This window comes from Sinorhizobium medicae, from assembly GCF_007827695.1.
GTDB classification, from domain to species: domain Bacteria; phylum Pseudomonadota; class Alphaproteobacteria; order Rhizobiales; family Rhizobiaceae; genus Sinorhizobium; species Sinorhizobium medicae.
Genome location: NZ_VITA01000004.1, coordinates 334,158 through 351,807, shown reverse-complemented (window position 1 = coordinate 351,807; position 17,650 = coordinate 334,158). Strand labels below are relative to the sequence as shown.

Annotated in this window: 16 protein-coding genes; 8 read left to right on the top strand and 8 right to left on the bottom strand. The window is 60.2% G+C overall.

The genetic code is table 11. The features are described 5' to 3' along the window. Positions 1-67: 67 nt before the first annotated feature. The 5 genes from dnaQ to FB009_RS09290 form a co-directional block, all read right to left on the bottom strand. Positions 68-796: a DNA polymerase III subunit epsilon gene (gene dnaQ / locus FB009_RS09310; protein ID WP_012067418.1), complete on the bottom strand. Its 729-nt coding sequence runs from the start codon at positions 794-796 to the stop codon at positions 68-70. Between the two features lie 135 nt (positions 797-931). After that, complete coding sequence (gene coaE, locus FB009_RS09305) at positions 932-1,516, bottom strand: dephospho-CoA kinase (protein WP_012067417.1); 585 nt, start codon at positions 1,514-1,516, stop codon at positions 932-934. Further along, a complete protein-coding gene (locus FB009_RS09300; protein ID WP_012067416.1) occupies positions 1,513-2,373 on the bottom strand; it encodes a shikimate dehydrogenase in 861 nt (286 codons plus the stop codon). Before FB009_RS09300 ends, coaE begins: the two co-directional genes overlap by 4 nt. Then, entirely contained in the window at positions 2,366-2,965 is a 600-nt protein-coding gene (locus FB009_RS09295) for a Maf-like protein (protein ID WP_012067415.1), read from the bottom strand. The genes FB009_RS09300 and FB009_RS09295 overlap by 8 nt, the downstream gene beginning before the upstream one ends. Before the next feature lie 56 nt (positions 2,966-3,021). Beyond that, positions 3,022-3,843, bottom strand: a complete 822-nt coding sequence (locus FB009_RS09290) for a pyruvate, water dikinase regulatory protein (RefSeq protein WP_012067414.1) — start codon at positions 3,841-3,843, stop codon at positions 3,022-3,024. A 405-nt stretch (positions 3,844-4,248) separates the two neighbouring features. On the opposite strand from FB009_RS09290, the gene hemE reads away from it, so the two are divergent. The 8 genes from hemE to FB009_RS09250 all read left to right on the top strand — a co-directional run bounded on the left by hemE (position 4,249) and on the right by FB009_RS09250 (position 13,365). Then, positions 4,249-5,280, top strand: a complete 1,032-nt coding sequence (gene hemE, locus FB009_RS09285) for a uroporphyrinogen decarboxylase (RefSeq protein WP_012067413.1) — start codon at positions 4,249-4,251, stop codon at positions 5,278-5,280. Then, positions 5,277-5,819 (top strand): protoporphyrinogen oxidase HemJ, encoded by a 543-nt coding sequence (hemJ, locus tag FB009_RS09280; RefSeq protein WP_012067412.1) that lies wholly within the window; start codon positions 5,277-5,279, stop codon positions 5,817-5,819. The genes hemE and hemJ overlap by 4 nt, the downstream gene beginning before the upstream one ends. A gap of 195 nt (positions 5,820-6,014) precedes the next feature. Then, a complete protein-coding gene (rho, locus tag FB009_RS09275; protein WP_012067411.1) occupies positions 6,015-7,280 on the top strand; it encodes a transcription termination factor Rho in 1,266 nt (421 codons plus the stop codon). Positions 7,281-7,671: 391 nt separating this feature from the next. Then, positions 7,672-8,994 (top strand): tRNA uridine-5-carboxymethylaminomethyl(34) synthesis GTPase MnmE, encoded by a 1,323-nt coding sequence (gene mnmE / locus FB009_RS09270; protein WP_012067410.1) that lies wholly within the window; start codon positions 7,672-7,674, stop codon positions 8,992-8,994. 117 nt (positions 8,995-9,111) lie between these two features. Further along, entirely contained in the window at positions 9,112-10,983 is a 1,872-nt protein-coding gene (gene mnmG, locus FB009_RS09265; RefSeq protein WP_012067409.1) for a tRNA uridine-5-carboxymethylaminomethyl(34) synthesis enzyme MnmG, read from the top strand. A gap of 8 nt (positions 10,984-10,991) precedes the next feature. After that, a complete protein-coding gene (gene rsmG / locus FB009_RS09260) occupies positions 10,992-11,633 on the top strand; it encodes a 16S rRNA (guanine(527)-N(7))-methyltransferase RsmG (RefSeq protein ID WP_012067408.1) in 642 nt (213 codons plus the stop codon). A gap of 14 nt (positions 11,634-11,647) precedes the next feature. Further along, on the top strand, positions 11,648-12,442 hold the full coding sequence (locus tag FB009_RS09255; protein ID WP_012067407.1) for a ParA family protein: 795 nt from the start codon (positions 11,648-11,650) through the stop codon (positions 12,440-12,442). Positions 12,443-12,474: 32 nt separating this feature from the next. Next, positions 12,475-13,365 carry a ParB/RepB/Spo0J family partition protein gene (locus FB009_RS09250; RefSeq protein WP_012067406.1) on the top strand — a complete coding sequence of 297 codons (891 nt, stop codon included), beginning with the start codon at positions 12,475-12,477 and terminating at the stop codon, positions 13,363-13,365. A 34-nt stretch (positions 13,366-13,399) separates the two neighbouring features. Here FB009_RS09250 and holA read toward each other — a convergent pair whose 3' ends face one another. Genes holA through leuS form a run of 3 tightly spaced genes read right to left on the bottom strand, consistent with a single transcriptional unit; the run spans position 13,400 to position 17,606 of the window. Continuing rightward, positions 13,400-14,431 (bottom strand): DNA polymerase III subunit delta, encoded by a 1,032-nt coding sequence (holA, locus tag FB009_RS09245; RefSeq protein WP_145161565.1) that lies wholly within the window; start codon positions 14,429-14,431, stop codon positions 13,400-13,402. Positions 14,432-14,443: 12 nt separating this feature from the next. Beyond that, positions 14,444-14,989, bottom strand: coding sequence for an LPS assembly lipoprotein LptE (locus tag FB009_RS09240; RefSeq protein WP_012067404.1), 546 nt, complete (start codon positions 14,987-14,989; stop codon positions 14,444-14,446). Then, positions 14,976-17,606 carry a leucine--tRNA ligase gene (gene leuS, locus FB009_RS09235; protein WP_012067403.1) on the bottom strand — a complete coding sequence of 877 codons (2,631 nt, stop codon included), beginning with the start codon at positions 17,604-17,606 and terminating at the stop codon, positions 14,976-14,978. The genes FB009_RS09240 and leuS overlap by 14 nt, the downstream gene beginning before the upstream one ends. Positions 17,607-17,650: the final 44 nt, after the last annotated feature.

Below are 17,650 nucleotides of genomic sequence, written 5' to 3'. Positions count from 1 at the left end.
GTTTTGCCACGGGCAGTAGATCAAGGTGCTACAGCGGCCTTTGTGCGTCTGCACGGCGCCGTAGGCGCTAAACGGCTTCCGATCTCAGGATATCTTCAGCTTCGCTGAATTTTGCCCATATTGCATTTGCGCCGATCTTCGAGACGAGCGCCGCATGAGCAGCGATTTCGGCCTCCGTCAGCCGTGGCCGCAAAGGCCGCTCCCTCCCGACGATGATAACCGGCCCGTCGTCGGCTTCGAGCGACCGTCCACCCGTCTCCGTCATCACGAGACCCAGCGCCGCCTGGCGCCCCCCGATCATCTCAATATAGACTTCGGCGAGGAGTTCGGAGTCGAGCAGCGCCCCGTGCCTGGTTCGATGGGAGTTGTCGATACCGTAGCGGCGGCAGAGCGCATCGAGCGAATTCGGCCCCATCGGGTGCTTGCGCCGGGCAAGGGATAGCGTGTCGATCACCCTGTCGCTGCCAACCGGCGGCAGACCGAGCCGCTCAAACTCCGCATTGATGAAGCCCATATCGAAGGTCGCGTTGTGGGCGACCCAGCGGGCATCGCCGAAGAAATCGACGATTTCCTGTGCTATCTCGGCGAAGGACGGCTTGTCCTTCAGGAAATCATCCGTAATGCCGTGGACGGCGAGCGCTTCCGGATGAACCTTGCGATCGCCCGGATTGATATAGATATGGATCGTGCGCCCCGTCGGAAACTGATTCTCGAGCTCGATTCCGCCGATCTCGATGACCCGGTCCTCGCGGTTGTCGAGACCGGTCGTTTCCGTATCGAAGATGATTTCACGCATGCGGGAGCCCTGTAGACGATGTTTCGGAGCGAATCACCCGAAGCTGTTTTCCATTCTTAGTGTCATTCGACCGTCAATTGAAGTTGCGGCGAAGGCTTTGCACCGTTGATACGAGCACCTTTCCGCGGCGAACGGCTAATTCGCCCTCAAATCGTCGACGATCGCGCGGATCTGCTGCCGTGTGACATCGAAGCTGTCGCTGGTATCGACGACATAGTCCGCACGGCTGCGTTTCTCGCTGTCCGGCACCTGCCGCTTGAGAATCATCGCGAATTTTTCGGCCGTCATTCCCGGGCGTTTCAAGACGCGTTCTTTCTGCATCTCGGGATCGCAGGTCACGACTATGACGCGGTCGACGCGTGTCTCGGCCTTGGTCTCGAAGAGCAGCGGAATGTCGAGAACCACGAAAGGAGAGCCGGCTGCCTTGCAACGCGCGAGGAATTCCTGCTCTCTGGCACGCACCAAGGGATGGACGATTTGCTCCAATTCGGCAAGGCGCTCGGGAGCCGCGACAAGCCGCTGCGAAAGCTCCGACCGGTCGATGGTGCCGTCCTTCGCGACGCCCGGAAAGGCGGCTTCGATCGGCTCCACCGCTTCCCCGCGATATAGCTGGTGCACCACTTCGTCGGCATCGTTGACCGGCACGCCCAGTTCCCGGAACATCCCTGCTGCGGTCGATTTCCCCATCCCGATGGAACCGGTAAGGCCGACGATGATCATGCGTGCTTGTCCATATCGCTGATGATGATCTCTCTGAGCGCTTCGTCGACGACCGGCCTGAGGCCGAACCATTTTTCGAATCCGGGCGCCGCCTGGTGGAGGAGCATGCCAAGTCCATCGACAACGCGAAAGCCCTGTTCTTCGGCCTGCCGAAGCAGCGGCGTCTTCAACGGCACATAGACGATATCAGTCACGACGGCGTCCCGCGCCAGCTTCGAAAAGTCGATCGCCGGCGCAGGCTCGCCATCCATTCCGAGTGACGTCGTGTTCACGAAAAGCCCGGCGCCGGAAAGAACTTCTGGAAGCGCGGCCATGGAATGCGCGTGCACCGCGCTACCGAAGCGATCCGCGAGTTCCCTCGCCCGCTCGGGCGTGCGGTTCACCACATGGATCGCCTTCACCCCGCGGTCGCGGATTGCCTGGATCACCGCACGGCTGGCACCGCCGGCGCCGAGAATGACCGCGGCCGAGATGCGGTCCCAGCCTTTGGCGCGCTCATCGAGATTGGCAACGAAACCGCGACCATCGGTGTTCGTCGCGCGGATGGTCCCATTCTCGAGCCAGAGCGTGTTGGCGGCCCCCAGTTCGGCGCTCAATTCGTCCGGCCGGTCGGACAGCCGAAAGGCGGCCTCTTTATGCGGAATCGTGACATTGCCGCCGCAGAAGCCGGCGGTTCCCTCCTTGATCTGCCGCATGAAATCCGGGAAGGCGTCGGACGTGACCTCGTGGGCACGGTAGCTTCCCTGAATTCCGAAGCGCTTCAGCCAGTAGCCATGAATGAGCGGCGAGCGCGAATGCTTCACCGGATAGCCCGCGACGAAGGCATGGTTAACAAATGTTTCACGTGAATCACGCATCGATCGCACCCATTTCGCGAAGTCTGGACAGGAGCGGCAGCATCGGCAGTCCGAGGATGGTGAAGTAATCGCCATCTATCCTCTCGAACAGCTGGATGCCCTCACCTTCAAGCTGATAGGCGCCGACGCTTGTCAGCGCCTTGGCGCCCACGCGTTCGAGATGCCGATCGATGAAGCCCTGTCTCAGCCGCCGCACCGTCATGCTTGCAGTGGAAACATGCCGCCAGACAACCGCGTCATCGCGAATGAGCACCACCGCACTGTTGAGGCTGTGCGTCTTGCCCGAGAGCGACAGGAGATGTTCGGCGGCTTCCGCCAAATCCCGGGGCTTGTGATAGACCCGGCTTCCAAGCGACATCGTCTGATCGGAGCCGATCACGAGAGCCCCCGGAAAATGTCGCGCGACATCCTTCGCCTTTGCCTCGGCAAGCACAAGCGCCACATCGGCCGGCGACGCGCCCGACGATTCGAGCGGCTGCTCGAGTGCACGCTCGTCAATTTCAGCCGCCCGGGCCTCGAACGAAAGTCCCGCATTGACGAGCAGAGTGCGGCGGAAGGGACTGGCCGATGCCAATACGAGCGAGGGTCTCATGTTTTCCGTTCCGGTTTCTGTCCGCAATCCTGGAGCTGTATTCCTTCCGCTTCGCTCTATCTGAGCCGCGGCCGCAGGGCAACGATCGCTGCGGCCGTCTCTTCGATCGAACGGCGCGTCACATCGATCAGCGGCCAGTTGTTGCGCGCGCATAGCGAGCGGGCATATTTCAACTCCTCGGCGATCGCAGCCCGGTCCGTATAATCTTCTCCGTGGAAACTCTGCGTCGTTCCGAGCACCCGGTGCTGGCGCACCTGGGACAGCCGCTCGGCGGATGCAATGAGGCCGACGATCAGCGGCTTCGTCGCGGTCAGCAGCCCCTCCGGCAGGGACACGCCCGGCACGATCGGGATATTGGCCGTCTTTATGCCGCGATTGGCCAGATAGATGCTCGTCGGCGTCTTCGACGTGCGGCTCACGCCCACGAGCACCACATCCGCCTCGTCGAAATCGGCGGGGATCTGGCCGTCGTCATGATCCATCGTGAAGTTCAGAGCCTCTATGCGCGCAAAATACTCGGCATCCATCACGTGCTGCGCGCCAGAGCGGCGGCGCGAAGGCGAACCGAGATAGGATTGAAAAAGCTCGATGATCGGGTCGAGCACCGAGACGCAAGGGACGCCGATCTCACGGCACCTTTGATCGATGAGGCCGGCAAGCTCTCGGTCGACGATCGTGTAAAGGACGATGCCCGGGGCGCCGTCAACCGCTTCCATGACCTGCATCAGCTGCTTCCGGTTTCGGATCAGCGGGTAGACATGTTCCAGCGCGTGGGAGGATTGAAATTGTGCGGCCGCCGCACGTCCCGCGGCGATCAGGGTCTCGCCAGTCGAATCGGAGATAAGATGCAGGTGGAAGTAGTTTTTTCGGTTTTCCACGCAATTCTCCGCGGTCTGTTGATAGGGCGGGACAAAAACAGCTAACGGCGCCGCCTGCCATCAGGCAAGTGGAAAAGTGCCGAGTTGTTCACAATCGGACCCCCGCAGGAAATCGCTTTCCCTTGCATGTGGAAAAGACTCATCGCCAAGACAAATTGTCACGCGATCGACTCCCCATTCACAGGAAGCGCAAGCTGCTGGCCTTTGGCAAGTCTCTGACTTTACCGCGTTTTCCCAAATTTTCCCCGCTTGGGCCGTGATCTGCCTGGAATCTCTCCCGGCCGATTGCCGGCGATCGAGGCGGACTGGATGGAACGAGGATCGATTTTAATCCTTGATACTCACCGACTCTAAGAAATAGAAACCTTATAAATTCAGTTTTATTTTTATATTAGGAAGCGGCAAGTGAGCGGAACGCATCGCAAAGTGCTAGAGGTTTTGAACGGGAGATCGCTCACGCCTCCCCCCATCTGGCTGATGCGGCAGGCTGGACGCTACCTCCCCGAATACAGGGCAACCCGGATAAAGGCCGGAAGCTTCCTCGACCTCTGCTACACACCCGAGCTTGCAGTCGAAGTGACATTGCAGCCGATCCGCCGCTACGGCTTCGATGCCGCGATCCTCTTCTCCGATATTCTGGTCGTTCCCGATGCACTCAATCGAAATGTTCGCTTCGAAGAGGGGCAGGGACCGCGGATGGATCCGATCGACGAGGACGGTATAGCGCAGCTGAGCCAGACAGGCGTCATCGAGCACCTTGCCCCGGTCTTCGAGACGGTCTCTCGACTCAGGGGCGAATTGGCGGCGGAAATCACGCTGCTCGGCTTTTGCGGGGCGCCCTGGACCGTGGCGACCTATATGATCGCCGGTCGCGGGACGCCAGACCAGGCGCCGGCGCGCCTCTTCGCCTATCGTCATCCCAAGGCCTTTGAACGGCTTCTGGCGCTGCTTGCCGATATTTCCGCCGACTACCTGGTCGAACAGATCGATCGCGGTGCGGATGCGGTGCAAATCTTCGACTCCTGGGCCGGTGTGCTCGGCGAGGAAGAATTCCAACGTTACGCGGTGGAGCCTGTCCGGCGGATCATCGCCTCGGTCCGGTCCCGCCGGCCTTCGGCGAAAATCATCGCCTTTGCGAAAGGCGCCGGCATCCTGTTGAAGAACTATCGGCAAGCGACCGGCGCGGACGCAATCGGCCTCGATTGGTCGGTGCCGCTCTCCTTCGCAGCGGAGCTGCAGAAGGACGGGCCGGTTCAGGGCAATCTCGATCCGGTGCGGGTCGTGGCCGGTGGCGCGGCGCTGGAGCATGGAATCGACCGTATCCTGGACGTCCTCGGGCAAGGGCCGCTGATCTTCAATCTGGGCCACGGCATCACGCCGGACGCGGATCCGGAGCATGTCGCCGCGCTTGTGTCTCGCGTCCGAGGACGCCGATGAGAGGCGAACGTCAAACCGACCGCGGCCCCGGCAGACGGGCGCGGTTTCGGGCTGCTATCGCGCTTTCCGCCTTTACGGCCTTGCTGATCGGCCTCTTCGCTTGGCAGCCGGACGATTTCTATCTTTGGATCAAGGCGCTTCACGTCATCGCGGTGATCTCATGGATGGCGGCCCTTCTCTACATGCCGCGCCTCTTCATCTACCACACCGACGCCGCACCGGGATCGGAGCAGTCGGAGACCTTCAAGATGATGGAACAGCGGTTGCTCAAGGTCATCATGAACCCGGCAATGATGATCTCCTGGGTGCTTGGTCTTTACCTCGCCTGGGGCGTTTACGGTTTTCACGGGGGGTGGCTCCATGCGAAGATTTTCTGCGTTTTTCTGCTGACCATGGTACATGTGCATTTCAGCCGCGCAGTCAAAGTCTTCCAGCGAGACGAGAATCGCCGGGATGCCCGCTACTGGAGGCTGATGAACGAGGCCCCGACCCTGCTGATGATCGTCATTGTCATCCTCGTTGTCGTGAAGCCATTTTGAATTCAATCGATTCGCAGCTGCAATAGTTGCAGCTAATTTGGAGCGACCCCTTGCGGCGTTTCACGTGAATCGCTATTTTCCCTCATCTCCTTCTCCCCTTGGCCAGTGACGAAGTTTTAGAGCCTGCCTCTTCCCCCTTGCAGCTCCCTTACAAATCGCGCCGGCTCCCAATCCCAGATCAAGCACGGACCCTTCATGGCTGAAATGAAGCTTCAAGAACTTAAGAACAAGACTCCGACCGACCTTCTGGCCCTTGCCGAAGAGCTCGAGGTGGAGAATGCCAGCACGATGCGCAAGCAGGAGCTGATGTTCGCGATCCTCAAAATGCTGGCTCAGCAGGAGATCGAGATCATCGGCGAGGGTGTCGTCGAGGTCCTGCAGGACGGATTTGGCTTCCTGCGCTCGGCGAATGCGAATTATCTTCCAGGCCCGGACGATATCTACATTTCGCCTTCCCAGATCCGCCGCTTCTCGCTGAAGACCGGCGACACGGTCGAGGGTCCGATCCGCGGACCCAAGGAAGGCGAGCGCTATTTCGCACTGCTGAAGGTCAACACGATCAATTTCGACGATCCGGAGAAGATCCGCCACAAGGTGCACTTCGACAACCTGACGCCGCTCTATCCGAACGAGCGCTTCAAGATGGAACTCGAGGTCCCGACCTCCAAGGACCTGTCGGCACGTGTCATAGATCTGGTCGCGCCGCTCGGCAAAGGCCAGCGTGGCTTGATCGTTGCGCCGCCTCGTACCGGTAAAACGGTTCTTCTGCAGAATATCGCGCATTCGATCACGGCGAATCACCCGGAGTGCTATCTGATCGTCCTCCTGATCGACGAGCGGCCGGAGGAAGTCACGGACATGCAGCGTTCGGTCAAGGGCGAGGTGGTATCCTCGACCTTCGACGAGCCGGCAACACGCCACGTACAGGTCGCGGAAATGGTGATCGAGAAGGCAAAGCGCCTCGTGGAACATGGGCGCGATGTGGTGATCCTGCTCGATTCGATCACTCGTCTCGGCCGCGCATACAACACAGTCGTTCCCTCATCGGGCAAGGTCCTGACCGGTGGTGTCGACGCCAATGCGCTGCAGCGCCCCAAGCGCTTCTTCGGCGCGGCTCGTAACATCGAGGAAGGCGGGTCGCTGACGATCATTGCGACGGCGCTGATCGACACCGGCAGCCGAATGGATGAAGTGATCTTCGAAGAGTTCAAGGGCACCGGCAACTCGGAAATCGTTCTGGACCGCAAGGTGGCAGACAAGCGCATCTTCCCGTCAATGGATATTCTCAAATCCGGCACGCGTAAGGAAGATCTCCTGGTCCCGCGTCAGGACCTGCAGAAGATCTTCGTTCTTCGCCGCATTCTCGCGCCGATGGGGACGACCGATGCGATCGAATTCCTCATCGACAAGCTCAAGCAGACGAAGACGAACGGCGACTTCTTCGACTCGATGAATACATAGCCGCGGGAGAGCGGTTTAAGCCCCCACAGCGGCGCATGAACCACAGGCGGCAGCTTTTGCCGCCTGCCGGTACCTCTCCCCATTACGGCGGGGAGACGAAGCAAGAGCGATTGCGCCCGGATCTCGTGGTTTCTTTGCTTCCTGCTTGCCGCCAGTTTCGGCACATCGAATGATTCACGTGAAACGCGGCCCGATAGCAGGCACCGCGGTACTTGATTTTCAATCCGGCCGCGTGCATAAGGCCCAACTTCACGGCCGAAAATGCCGAGGAATTCGCAGGTACAGTGACCGCGCATCCTGCCGGCTACGCCCGATTCCGATATTGACGAAGCCGAGACGGCAGGCCCGGCCTGCGGCTTAGCGCCGTTCGCCATTGATGAACCGGTAAGCGATGCAATTCACCGATACGATCTACGCGCTGTCGAGCGGCTCGCCACCGGCTGGGGTCGCATTGATCCGCGTCAGTGGTCCGGCAACAGCCGACGCCCTGGCGCGATTGTGTGGCCCACTGCCGCCGGCGCGTGTTGCGACCTTGAGAACGATTCGGACTCGAAACAGTGACATCCTGGACAGCGGCCTCGTCCTCTACTTCCCCGGTCCGGCCTCTTTCACAGGTGAGGATTGCTGCGAGTTGCAGGTTCACGGCGGAAGAGCCGTGGTGAGTGCCATTCTGGACGAGCTGGCCGCGATGGATGGGCTGAGGCATGCGGAAGCGGGAGAATTTGCGCGGCGAGCTTTTCAGAACGGCAAGCTGGATCTGGTCGAAGTGGAGGGACTGGCGGATCTGATTGCGGCCGAGACGGAGATGCAGCGGCGACTTGCGGTTGAGCAGTCCGGAGGAGGCCAGTCGGCTCTTTACGCGGGCTGGGCCCGACGCCTGACCCATGCACGGGCCATGATCGAGGCGGAGCTCGATTTCGCCGACGAGGACGATATTCCGGGTTCCGTCAGTGCGGCGATCTGGACCGATATCGGCAGGCTGCGAGAAGAGATAGATGAGCACATCGCCCGCGCTGGTGTCGCCGAGATCATTCGTGACGGGCTCAAAATCGTTATTGCCGGCGAACCCAATGCCGGCAAGTCCAGCCTGCTCAACGCTTTGGCGCAAAGGGATATAGCTATCGTTACGGAGATTGCCGGCACGACACGGGATGTTCTGTCTGTCGACCTTTCGTTAGCCGGATTCTCAGTCAAGCTCTTCGACACGGCAGGCCTGCGCGAAACGGATGAAGTGGTTGAGCGGGAAGGGATTCGGCGTGCCCGCCAGGTTATCGCCGATGCCGATCTTGTGCTCCTGCTATCGGAAAAGCCGAGTGATTTCCGCTTGGACGAATGGCAGCCGGGAAAGAGTGTCCCGGTTATACGCGTCGCTACCAAAGTTGATCGGCCGATGCCGCGTTGGAAGACTTCCGAGGCGGACGTGTTTCTCTCGACCAGAACCGGCGAGGGTATGGATAAGTTGCTGGCTATGCTTCAGGCACATCTCCCTGATCTGGCGGGCAATACGGCCCTGTCCATGCCATCGCGGAGGCGTCATGTCGATTGCTTGCGGCAGGCCGGCGCAGCGCTGGTGCGTAGCATGGAGGCCAGAGAGCTCGAACTTCAGGCTGAACAGCTACGGCAAGCCGGTGACGCGCTGGGCAGAATAACAGGACGCGTCGATGTAGAGAAACTTTTAGACGTGATATTCTCGGAGTTCTGCATCGGAAAATAGACTATTACCTGTGAGAGCGAATACAACGCAGGCGAGTCATTGAGCCGTTTCACGTGAAACGTCCAGTCGAAGATATGGAACTTTTGATCAAAATGTGCGTAAATTCGGAGCGATACTATGGCGGATTATGATGTCATCGTAATTGGCGGAGGCCATGCGGGTTGTGAGGCCGCAGCGGCGTCGGCTCGGCTCGGCGCGCGCACGCTGCTGATCACGCATAAGAAAGATACGATCGGGGTCATGTCCTGCAACCCCGCCATCGGCGGATTAGGCAAGGGACACCTTGTCCGCGAGATTGATGCTCTCGATGGCCTTATGGGGCGCGTTGCTGACGCAGCCGGCATCCAGTTTAGGCTGCTCAATCGACGCAAGGGACCTGCGGTCCGGGGGCCACGCACGCAGGCTGACAGAAAACTATATCGTGAGGCGATGCAGCGTGAGATTGCTTCGATCGAGAATCTCGACGTCGCTGAGGGCGATGCGTTTGACCTGCAGACGGAGGACGGGGTTGTTTGTGGGGCAGTGATGAAGGACGGACGAAGCTTCCGGGCAGCATCCGTAGTCCTCACAACAGGTACATTCCTCAGAGGGCTTATCCATATAGGTGATCGGAAAATGCCGGCCGGTCGCGTCGGTGAGCAGCCGTCCGTCGGCCTTTCAGAAACGCTGGCACGTTTCGGCCTGCAGCTTGGCCGCTTGAAGACCGGCACGCCGGCACGCCTGGATGGACGTACCATCGATTGGGGCCGTGTCGGGCGTCAGGGTCCCGACGAAAATCCGGTGCCCTTCTCATTCATGACCGACGCGATCGTCAACCGTCAGATTGACTGCGGGGTGACCCGGACGACGGATGCGACGCACAAGATTATCGCCGACAACATTCACCGTTCGGCGATGTACTCGGGTCAAATTGAAGGTGTGGGCCCCCGATACTGTCCTTCGATTGAGGACAAGATTGTTCGTTTCGGTGAAAGGGACGGGCACCAGATTTTCCTGGAGCCGGAGGGGTTGGACGATGACACCGTCTATCCGAACGGGATTTCGACTTCTCTCCCGGAGGATGTGCAGGATGCCTTCATTCGGACCATCCCAGGACTTGAACAGGTCACGATACTTCAGCCGGGCTATGCCATCGAGTATGATCATGTAGACCCTAGGGAACTTGAACCGTCTCTCGGCGTGCGTAGGATGCCGGGGCTGTTTCTTGCAGGACAGATCAATGGCACGACCGGCTATGAGGAAGCTGGCGCGCAAGGTCTCGTCGCCGGTCTGAATGCCGCGCTCCGTGCAGCTGAACGCGCTCCGTTCTTCTTCAGCCGAACCGACTCCTATATCGGGGTGATGATCGATGACCTAACTTCAAGAGGAATAGCTGAGCCGTATCGCATGTTCACGTCCCGTGCTGAATACCGGCTGTCCCTGCGGGCGGACAACGCCGACATGCGACTTACGCCTGTTGGTATCGAACTCGGATGCGTTGGCAATGCTCGCCTAACCCGCTTTCAACAGTGGAAGTCTGCCTATGAGGCCGGTCGCACGCTCCTGCAATCGCTTTCAGTGACACCGAATGAAGGCAAGCGTTTCGGCTTGAAGCTTAATCAGGACGGGCAGCGCCGCACGGCATTCGAGATTCTCTCCTATCCGGATCAATCGATCGAGGGTCTGAGGCCGCTTTGGCCGGAGCTTCAGGCCATTGCGACTGATGTTGCCGCCGCGTTGGAGATTGATGCGGCCTATGCTGTCTATATGGAACGGCAGGCCGCCGACATCATCGGAGTACAGAGAGAAGAGAGTACAGCCATTCCCGAGGCTTTTGATTACGAATCGCTGCCTGGGCTTTCGAATGAGCTGAAGCAGAAGCTCGCGCAGCAGAAGCCGCGCAACCTTTCCCAGGCGATGAAGGTCGACGGCGTGACACCCGCGGCCATTTCACTGATCCTGTCATGGCTGCGACGAGAAGACCGCCGTTCGAAGCGTGTAGGGGGTTGAGTTCTGCAATGCAAACGAGTCTCAATCGAGCGCTGAACGGATTGCGTGTTTCACGTGAAACCGTCGAGAAACTGGAACACTTCGCTTCGCTCTTCCAGAAGTGGGCGCGGTCGATCAACCTCGTCGCCCCTTCCACATTGGACGATCTATGGCGCCGCCATATTCTCGATAGCATTCAGCTTTTTCAACTCTCCCCTGCGCCCAAGACCTGGGTCGATCTCGGAAGCGGCGGCGGCTTCCCAGGTGTGATCACTGCGATTTGCCTCTCCGAGACAGAGTCTGGCTGGGTGCATTTGGTCGAAAGCAACAACAAGAAAGCCGCCTTTCTGCGAGTCGCGCTTCGCGAGACCGCTGCAAGGGGGACCGTCCATCCGATTCGAATCGAAGAGGCGCCCGCTGAAATTCCCACTTGCGACGCCATATCGGCGCGTGCGCTCTCCGATTTAAGCCAGTTACTGGAATATTGCGCACCCTGGATGACAGTCGAAGCATCCCGAACCATCGCGTTTTTTCATAAAGGGCGGGATTATCAACTTGAAATCGATAAAGCCGTTAGCCGCTTTCAATTCGATCTGGTAAAACACGCAAGTGTCGTCGAGCCGGATTCAGTCGTGCTCGAGGTCGCAAATCTTTCACGTCGGACGAAGTGATAGGCGAGCGAAACATGTTTGGCCCAAAGAACCGGATCATCACCATTGCCAACCAGAAAGGTGGCGTCGGCAAGACGACCACTGCAATTAATCTTGCGACGGCCTTGGCCGCTATTGGCGAGAAAGTTCTTATTGTCGATCTTGATCCGCAGGGTAACGCCAGCACCGGGCTTGGTATACAGCGGCGCGCGCGCCACCTTTCCTCCTATGAGCTTATGATGGGCACGCATTCCATCGCCGAGATCGCGCAGGACACGGCCGTGCCGAACCTGTCCATTGTTCCATCCACGATGGATCTGCTCGGCGTCGAGATGGAAATCGCCAAGGAGTCGGATCGGGTGTTCCGGTTGCGCAAGGCCTTGGGTTCGGCGGAAGCACTCGCCTACTCCTATATTCTGGTTGACTGCCCACCATCCTTTAATCTTTTGACGATGAACGCGATGGCTGCGGCGCATTCGGTTCTCGTCCCCCTCCAATGCGAATTTTTCGCCTTGGAAGGATTAAGCCAGCTGCTGGAGACGGTCGATCAGGTTCGTCGAACGGTGAACCCTGCGCTTGATATTCAGGGCATCGTTCTGACCATGTTCGACTCGCGCAACAACCTGGCGCAACAGGTAGTCAGCGACGTTCGCCTTCATCTGGGGGATAAGGTTTATCATACCCTGATCCCCCGCAACGTTCGGGTGTCCGAGGCGCCATCCTATGGCAAACCGGCCATCTTGTATGATCTGAAGTGCGCCGGAAGTCAGGCCTATCTGCAGCTTGCCTCGGAAGTGATTCAACGCGAGAGGCAGCGGAAGGCTGCCTGACCGTTTCGGAACCGTAATTAATCAGGTGTCAGATGAACGATGACAGCTCCAAGCGACGTCTTGGTCGTGGCCTAGCAGCGTTAATCGGGGAAATGGACCAGCCGTTGCAAACCGGCAGTGCTCCCGTCTCTCCGGTCAGCGCGGACCGGCGTATCCCGATAGAGTTCGTTTCCCGCAATCCTCGTAACCCTCGGCGGCAGTTTGACGAGGCTGAGCTCCAGGACCTCGCAAGCTCGATCCGTCAGCACGGGATCGTCCAGCCAGTCGTCGTCCGCACGATTGGGTCCGACCGCTATGAAATTATTGCAGGCGAACGGCGCTGGAGGGCGGCGCAGCTTGCAGGCTTCACCGAAATACCTGTTATCGTGCGCGATGTGGACGACAGGACGGCGCTTGAGATTGCGATTGTCGAGAATGTCCAGCGGTCCGACCTCAATCCCCTCGAAGAGGCGCTTGGCTACGAACAGCTGATCGCGGAGCATGGATACACGCAGAACGATCTCGGCGATATCATCGGCAAGAGCCGGAGCCATGTTGCGAACAGCCTGCGCCTGCTAAAACTGCCGGAGCCAGTCCGCGATATGCTGTCCGACGGCAGCCTCTCCGCCGGCCATGCCCGTGCGCTCATACCCACCTCCGACCCGGTCGCATTGGCGCGCGCAGTGGTGGCAAAGGGACTTTCGGTCCGCGAAGTCGAGAGGTTGGCGCAGAACGACATAAGGTCGCAGAACGATCCCAATTATGCGAAAGCGCGCCAGCGCGATGAGAAGGACGCCGATACACTGGCCTTGGAGCGGACCTTGTCGGATAGTCTCGGCCTCGAGGTGACCGTCAACCACAAGGCCAGTGGTGGCCACCTCAAGATCACGTATAAGACGCTCGATCAGCTGGAAGAGATCTGCAGGCTGCTCGAGCGGCGCTGAAGCGTGGCGCGGCGGCGTTGGTGGGTCCCGGAACTCAGCGCCGAGCCGACTGGATCGTAATCGCCAGCAAATTCTGTATCACAAGGCTCTCCTCGAGGCTCTGGCGGCTGCGGCTTTGGTAGATCGTTGATTGCAGGCGGCTCAATTCGCGCCGGATCGCCGGTGCGGTCCAGTGCTTCAACGCCGCCTCGACCACCGGCTTGCGGCGGAAATGCAGGCCGCGCCCGAGGGTCGCGACCACCTGGGCCGGAGGCTGGCGGTTCGCATCCATTTCGGCGCGCATGACGTCGAGCTGCTGGAACTGCCTGAGACAAGCCTGAAGCACGAGAAACGGCGGCGTCTTGGACGTGGTTATTTTCTTCATAGCATGCAACAGCGCGTCAGGATCGCCCTTCAGCACCGCATCGACCGCATCGTCCACCGAGATGGCGCTGGCGTCGCCCACGATCCCAAGGACGTCGACCTCGTCGACCATATCCTTGCCGAGACAATAGAGAGCTAGCTTGCGAAGCTCGTTGCGCGAGGCCATCCGGTCGCCGCCGAGCGCGTCCATGAGGCGCTCGCGCCCGGCCGGGCTGATGCGCAGGCCCGCATCGGAAAGTTCTTTGTCTATAAGGGCTTGCAGGCCACGGGCGTCGTCGCTGTAGCAGGCGATTGAGGCGACGGAACGGGAAGACTCGCCAACCTTCCTCAGCGCCGCTCCCTTCTTCAGATCTCCCGCTTCGACGATGAGACGGGCGCCGACAGAGGGATCTGACGCGAGAAACTGCAGGGCGTCGATGAGCGCCTTCTCCGTGGAGGCGCCACGCATCCACACCAGTTTCTCGCCGCCGAAGAGGCCGATTGCATTCACTTCGTCAAGGAGGCTTCCGGCACCCTGCAATCCCGTGGCATCCATTTTGACGACGGCAAAAGGATCGTCGAGAGGGATCCCGAAAGTTTCGGCGAGCGCTGTTGCGCGTTCGGACACAAGTCCTCGGTCCGGACCGTAGAGCAGGAAAAGCCGGTAGCCCGCCGCAGATCGCTGCAGAAAGTTGTCGAACTCGTGCGACTTTATTTCGCTCATCTGACGTTCGGATCAGCGGCCGAGGGCGGCTGCGAGATCGGCGCCGATAATCTCCGCCAGTTCCTTCGCGGCGCGATTCTCGCCATCGCGGATGGCGCGAATCTTGGCGAATTCCTGCTGGGGGAAGTCGACCAGCGCTACGGCCGCGCGGTTGCCCGCCTTCACCGTCTCGCCGGTGGCTGTTCTCGTCAGATTGTAATCGGCTTTTACGACGACGCGGCCCGCTCCGGCATCGTCGTCGTCATCGTCGTTATCCGTGCTCTCGTACAGCACGCCCATAGTCCGGTGCGAGACGCTGAGCGCGAGATGGTATTGCGGATTGACCGGCTCGCCCTGTCCACGCGAGGTTAGAAAGACGAGAGCGTTCCGGACCTCTTGCTCGACGCGGTCGTTGGCATCCGAAATTTCGATTGCGGCGAGCGCCGTCGAAGCCGAGCCGGTCGGACCGTCGGAATAAAGCGGCCTGACCTGGCAGCCACCGATAGCGGCGAGCGACAATGCGCCGGCTACAAAGCTCAGCGACCGACGACGAAAGCCAGCTAAATCAGACAACGACATTGACGATCCTCTGAGGCACAACGATGATCTTCTTCGGATTGCTTCCGTTGAGGGCAGTTTTCACGACGTCCAACGCAAGCACGGCACTTTCGATCGCACTCTGGTCTGCGTCGCGAGCGATTGTCAAATCGGCGCGCTTCTTGCCATTGATCTGGACCGGCAGTGTGATCTCGTTCTCCACGACGAGCGTCGCATCGAACTTCGGCCAAGGCCTCTCGGCGATGAGGCCCTTGCCGCCGATCGCCCTCCAGCATTCCTCTGCAAGATGCGGCATCATCGGCGCGATCAGGCTGATCAGGATCCCGGCGGCGTCTTTGACGGCGGCTGTGAGCGCCTGGTCCGCCTTGCCGGCGGCAATCTGTGCCAACGGTGCGGCCAATGTGTTCACAAGCTCATAGATGCGCGCTACCGCCTTATTGAAGGCGAGCTTGTCATAGTCGGCCTCTACTGCCTTGAGCGTGCGGTGCGCCGCCTGGGAGACAGCGAGTCCCTCGCCTTCCCTTGCCGGCGCGGCCTCGGCGGCGCTCAGCCCCTCTGCGGCCTCGCTCAGCAGGCGCCAGACGCGTTGCACGAAACGATGGGCGCCTTCCACCCCGGCCTCCGACCAGATGACGTCGCGATCCGGCGGCGAATCGGAGAGCACGAAGAAGCGGGCGGTGTCGGCGCCGTAGGAGGCGATGATATCGTCCGGGTCGACCACGTTCTTCTTCGACTTCGACATCTTCTCGATCGAGCCGATGGCGATCTCCTCGCTGGTCTCAATGTGGACCGCGCGCCGTTGGCCGTCGGCTTCCTCGATGCGGATCTCGGCGGGCGTAATCCATTCCCGCTGAGCGCCCTCGCCGCGGCTGTAGGTTTCGTGAACGACCATCCCCTGCGTGAACAGGCCCTTGAAGGGCTCATCCAGCGCCACATGTCCGGTCGCCTTCATCGCGCGCGTGAAAAAGCGCGAATAGAGCAGGTGGAGAATCGCGTGCTCTATTCCGCCGATATACTGGTCGACGGGCAGCCAGTGATTGGCAGCCTTCGGGTCGGTCGGACCATCCTCCCAAGGCGCCGTGAAGCGGGTAAAATACCAGGAGGAATCCACGAAAGTGTCCATCGTGTCCGTCTCCCGGCGGGCATCCTTGCCGCATTGGGGGCAGGCGACGTGCCGCCAGGTCGGATGGCGGTCGAGCGGATTGCCGGGCTTGTCGAAGGTCACGTCCGGCGGCAGCGTCACCGGCAGGTCCGTCTTGGGAACGGGCACGACCCCGCAGTCGTCGCAGTGGATAACCGGGATCGGGCAGCCCCAGTAACGCTGGCGGGAAATGCCCCAGTCGCGCAGCCGGAAATTGACTTTGCGTTCCGCGCGGGGCGTACCGTTCAGCAGATCCTTTTCGAGCCTGGTAGCGATGGTCTCGAACGCTTCTTCCGTCGAAAGCCCGTCAAGGAAGCGGGAATTGATCATCACGCCGTCGCCGACATAAGCTTCGTCGCCGATGGTGAAGGTCTGAGGATCAGCGTCCTTCGGCATGACGACCGGAACGACCGGGAGACCGTATTTGCGGGCGAAGTCGAGGTCGCGCTGATCGCCCGAAGGGCAGCCGAAGATGGCGCCCGTGCCGTAGTCCATCAGCACGAAATTGGCGACGTAGACCGGGAGCTCCCAGTCCGGATCGAAGGGATGTCTCGCGCGAATTCCGGTGTCTATGCCCATCTTCTCCGCTGTCTCGAGCGCGGCAAGCGACGTGCCGGCGCGACGGCATTCCTCACAGAATGCCTCGATCTCGGCGCTCTTCGCGGCAGCATCCCTGGCAAGCGGATGATCGGCGGAGATCGCCAGGAAGGAGGCGCCGAAGAGAGTGTCGGGCCGTGTCGTATAGACCGTCAGCTCCTTCTCCTCGCCGGGAACCGTCGCCGGATCGAGCTCCCACCGGACCGAAAGTCCTTCCGAGCGGCCGATCCAGTTTTTCTGCATCAGCCGGACCTTCTCCGGCCACTCGTCGAGCGTATCGAGCGAGTCGAGCAGATCCTGGCTGAAGTCGGTGATGCGGAAGAACCATTGCGTCAGCTCGCGCTGTTCGACGAGCGCGCCGGAGCGCCATCCGCGGCCGTCGATCACCTGCTCGTTGGCAAGCACGGTGTTGTCGACCGGGTCCCAGTTGACCTTCGACTGCTTGCGGTAGACCAGCCCCTTTTCCAGGAAATCGAGGAAGAGGTGCTGCTGACGCTGATAATATTCCGGATCGCAAGTCGCGAATTCGCGGCTCCAGTCGAGCGAAAGCCCCATGACCTTGAGCTGCGCCTTCATCGAGGCGATGTTCTGGTACGTCCAGCTCGCCGGATGGACGCCGCGCTCCATCGCGGCGTTTTCCGCCGGCATGCCGAAAGCGTCCCAGCCCATCGGGTGGAGTACGTTGAAGCCGCGCGCCCGCTTGTAACGGGCGACCACGTCCCCCATCGTGTAATTGCGCACATGTCCCATGTGAATCCGTCCGGACGGATAGGGGAACATTTCCAGCACGTAATATTTCTCGCGCGGATCGTCGTTCTTCGTCTCGAAGATCTTGCCCGCTTCCCATTGCTGCTGCCAGCGCGGTTCGGCATCGCGCGGATTGTATCGTTCGGTAGCCATGTCTTTGTCGATGTTCCGGAAATTCTGCGGGGCGCGAGCGCCCG

What these genes read in the sequence shown, in the direction of transcription:
- FB009_RS09295 (WP_012067415.1), bottom strand. Translation starts at nt 2,965, where the DNA reads ATGAGACCCTCGCTCGTATTGGCATCGGCCAGTCCCTTCCGCCGCACT.
- hemJ (WP_012067412.1), top strand. Translation starts at nt 5,277, where the DNA reads ATGAGAGGCGAACGTCAAACCGACCGCGGCCCCGGCAGACGGGCGCGG.
- FB009_RS09240 (WP_012067404.1), bottom strand. Translation starts at nt 14,989, where the DNA reads ATGTCGTTGTCTGATTTAGCTGGCTTTCGTCGTCGGTCGCTGAGCTTT.
- FB009_RS09250 (WP_012067406.1), top strand. Translation starts at nt 12,475, where the DNA reads ATGAACGATGACAGCTCCAAGCGACGTCTTGGTCGTGGCCTAGCAGCG.
- rsmG (WP_012067408.1), top strand. Translation starts at nt 10,992, where the DNA reads ATGCAAACGAGTCTCAATCGAGCGCTGAACGGATTGCGTGTTTCACGT.
- holA (WP_145161565.1), bottom strand. Translation starts at nt 14,431, where the DNA reads ATGAGCGAAATAAAGTCGCACGAGTTCGACAACTTTCTGCAGCGATCT.
- rho (WP_012067411.1), top strand. Translation starts at nt 6,015, where the DNA reads ATGGCTGAAATGAAGCTTCAAGAACTTAAGAACAAGACTCCGACCGAC.
- FB009_RS09300 (WP_012067416.1), bottom strand. Translation starts at nt 2,373, where the DNA reads ATGCGTGATTCACGTGAAACATTTGTTAACCATGCCTTCGTCGCGGGC.
- mnmE (WP_012067410.1), top strand. Translation starts at nt 7,672, where the DNA reads ATGCAATTCACCGATACGATCTACGCGCTGTCGAGCGGCTCGCCACCG.
- coaE (WP_012067417.1), bottom strand. Translation starts at nt 1,516, where the DNA reads ATGATCATCGTCGGCCTTACCGGTTCCATCGGGATGGGGAAATCGACC.
- FB009_RS09255 (WP_012067407.1), top strand. Translation starts at nt 11,648, where the DNA reads ATGTTTGGCCCAAAGAACCGGATCATCACCATTGCCAACCAGAAAGGT.
- leuS (WP_012067403.1), bottom strand. Translation starts at nt 17,606, where the DNA reads ATGGCTACCGAACGATACAATCCGCGCGATGCCGAACCGCGCTGGCAG.
- dnaQ (WP_012067418.1), bottom strand. Translation starts at nt 796, where the DNA reads ATGCGTGAAATCATCTTCGATACGGAAACGACCGGTCTCGACAACCGC.
- mnmG (WP_012067409.1), top strand. Translation starts at nt 9,112, where the DNA reads ATGGCGGATTATGATGTCATCGTAATTGGCGGAGGCCATGCGGGTTGT.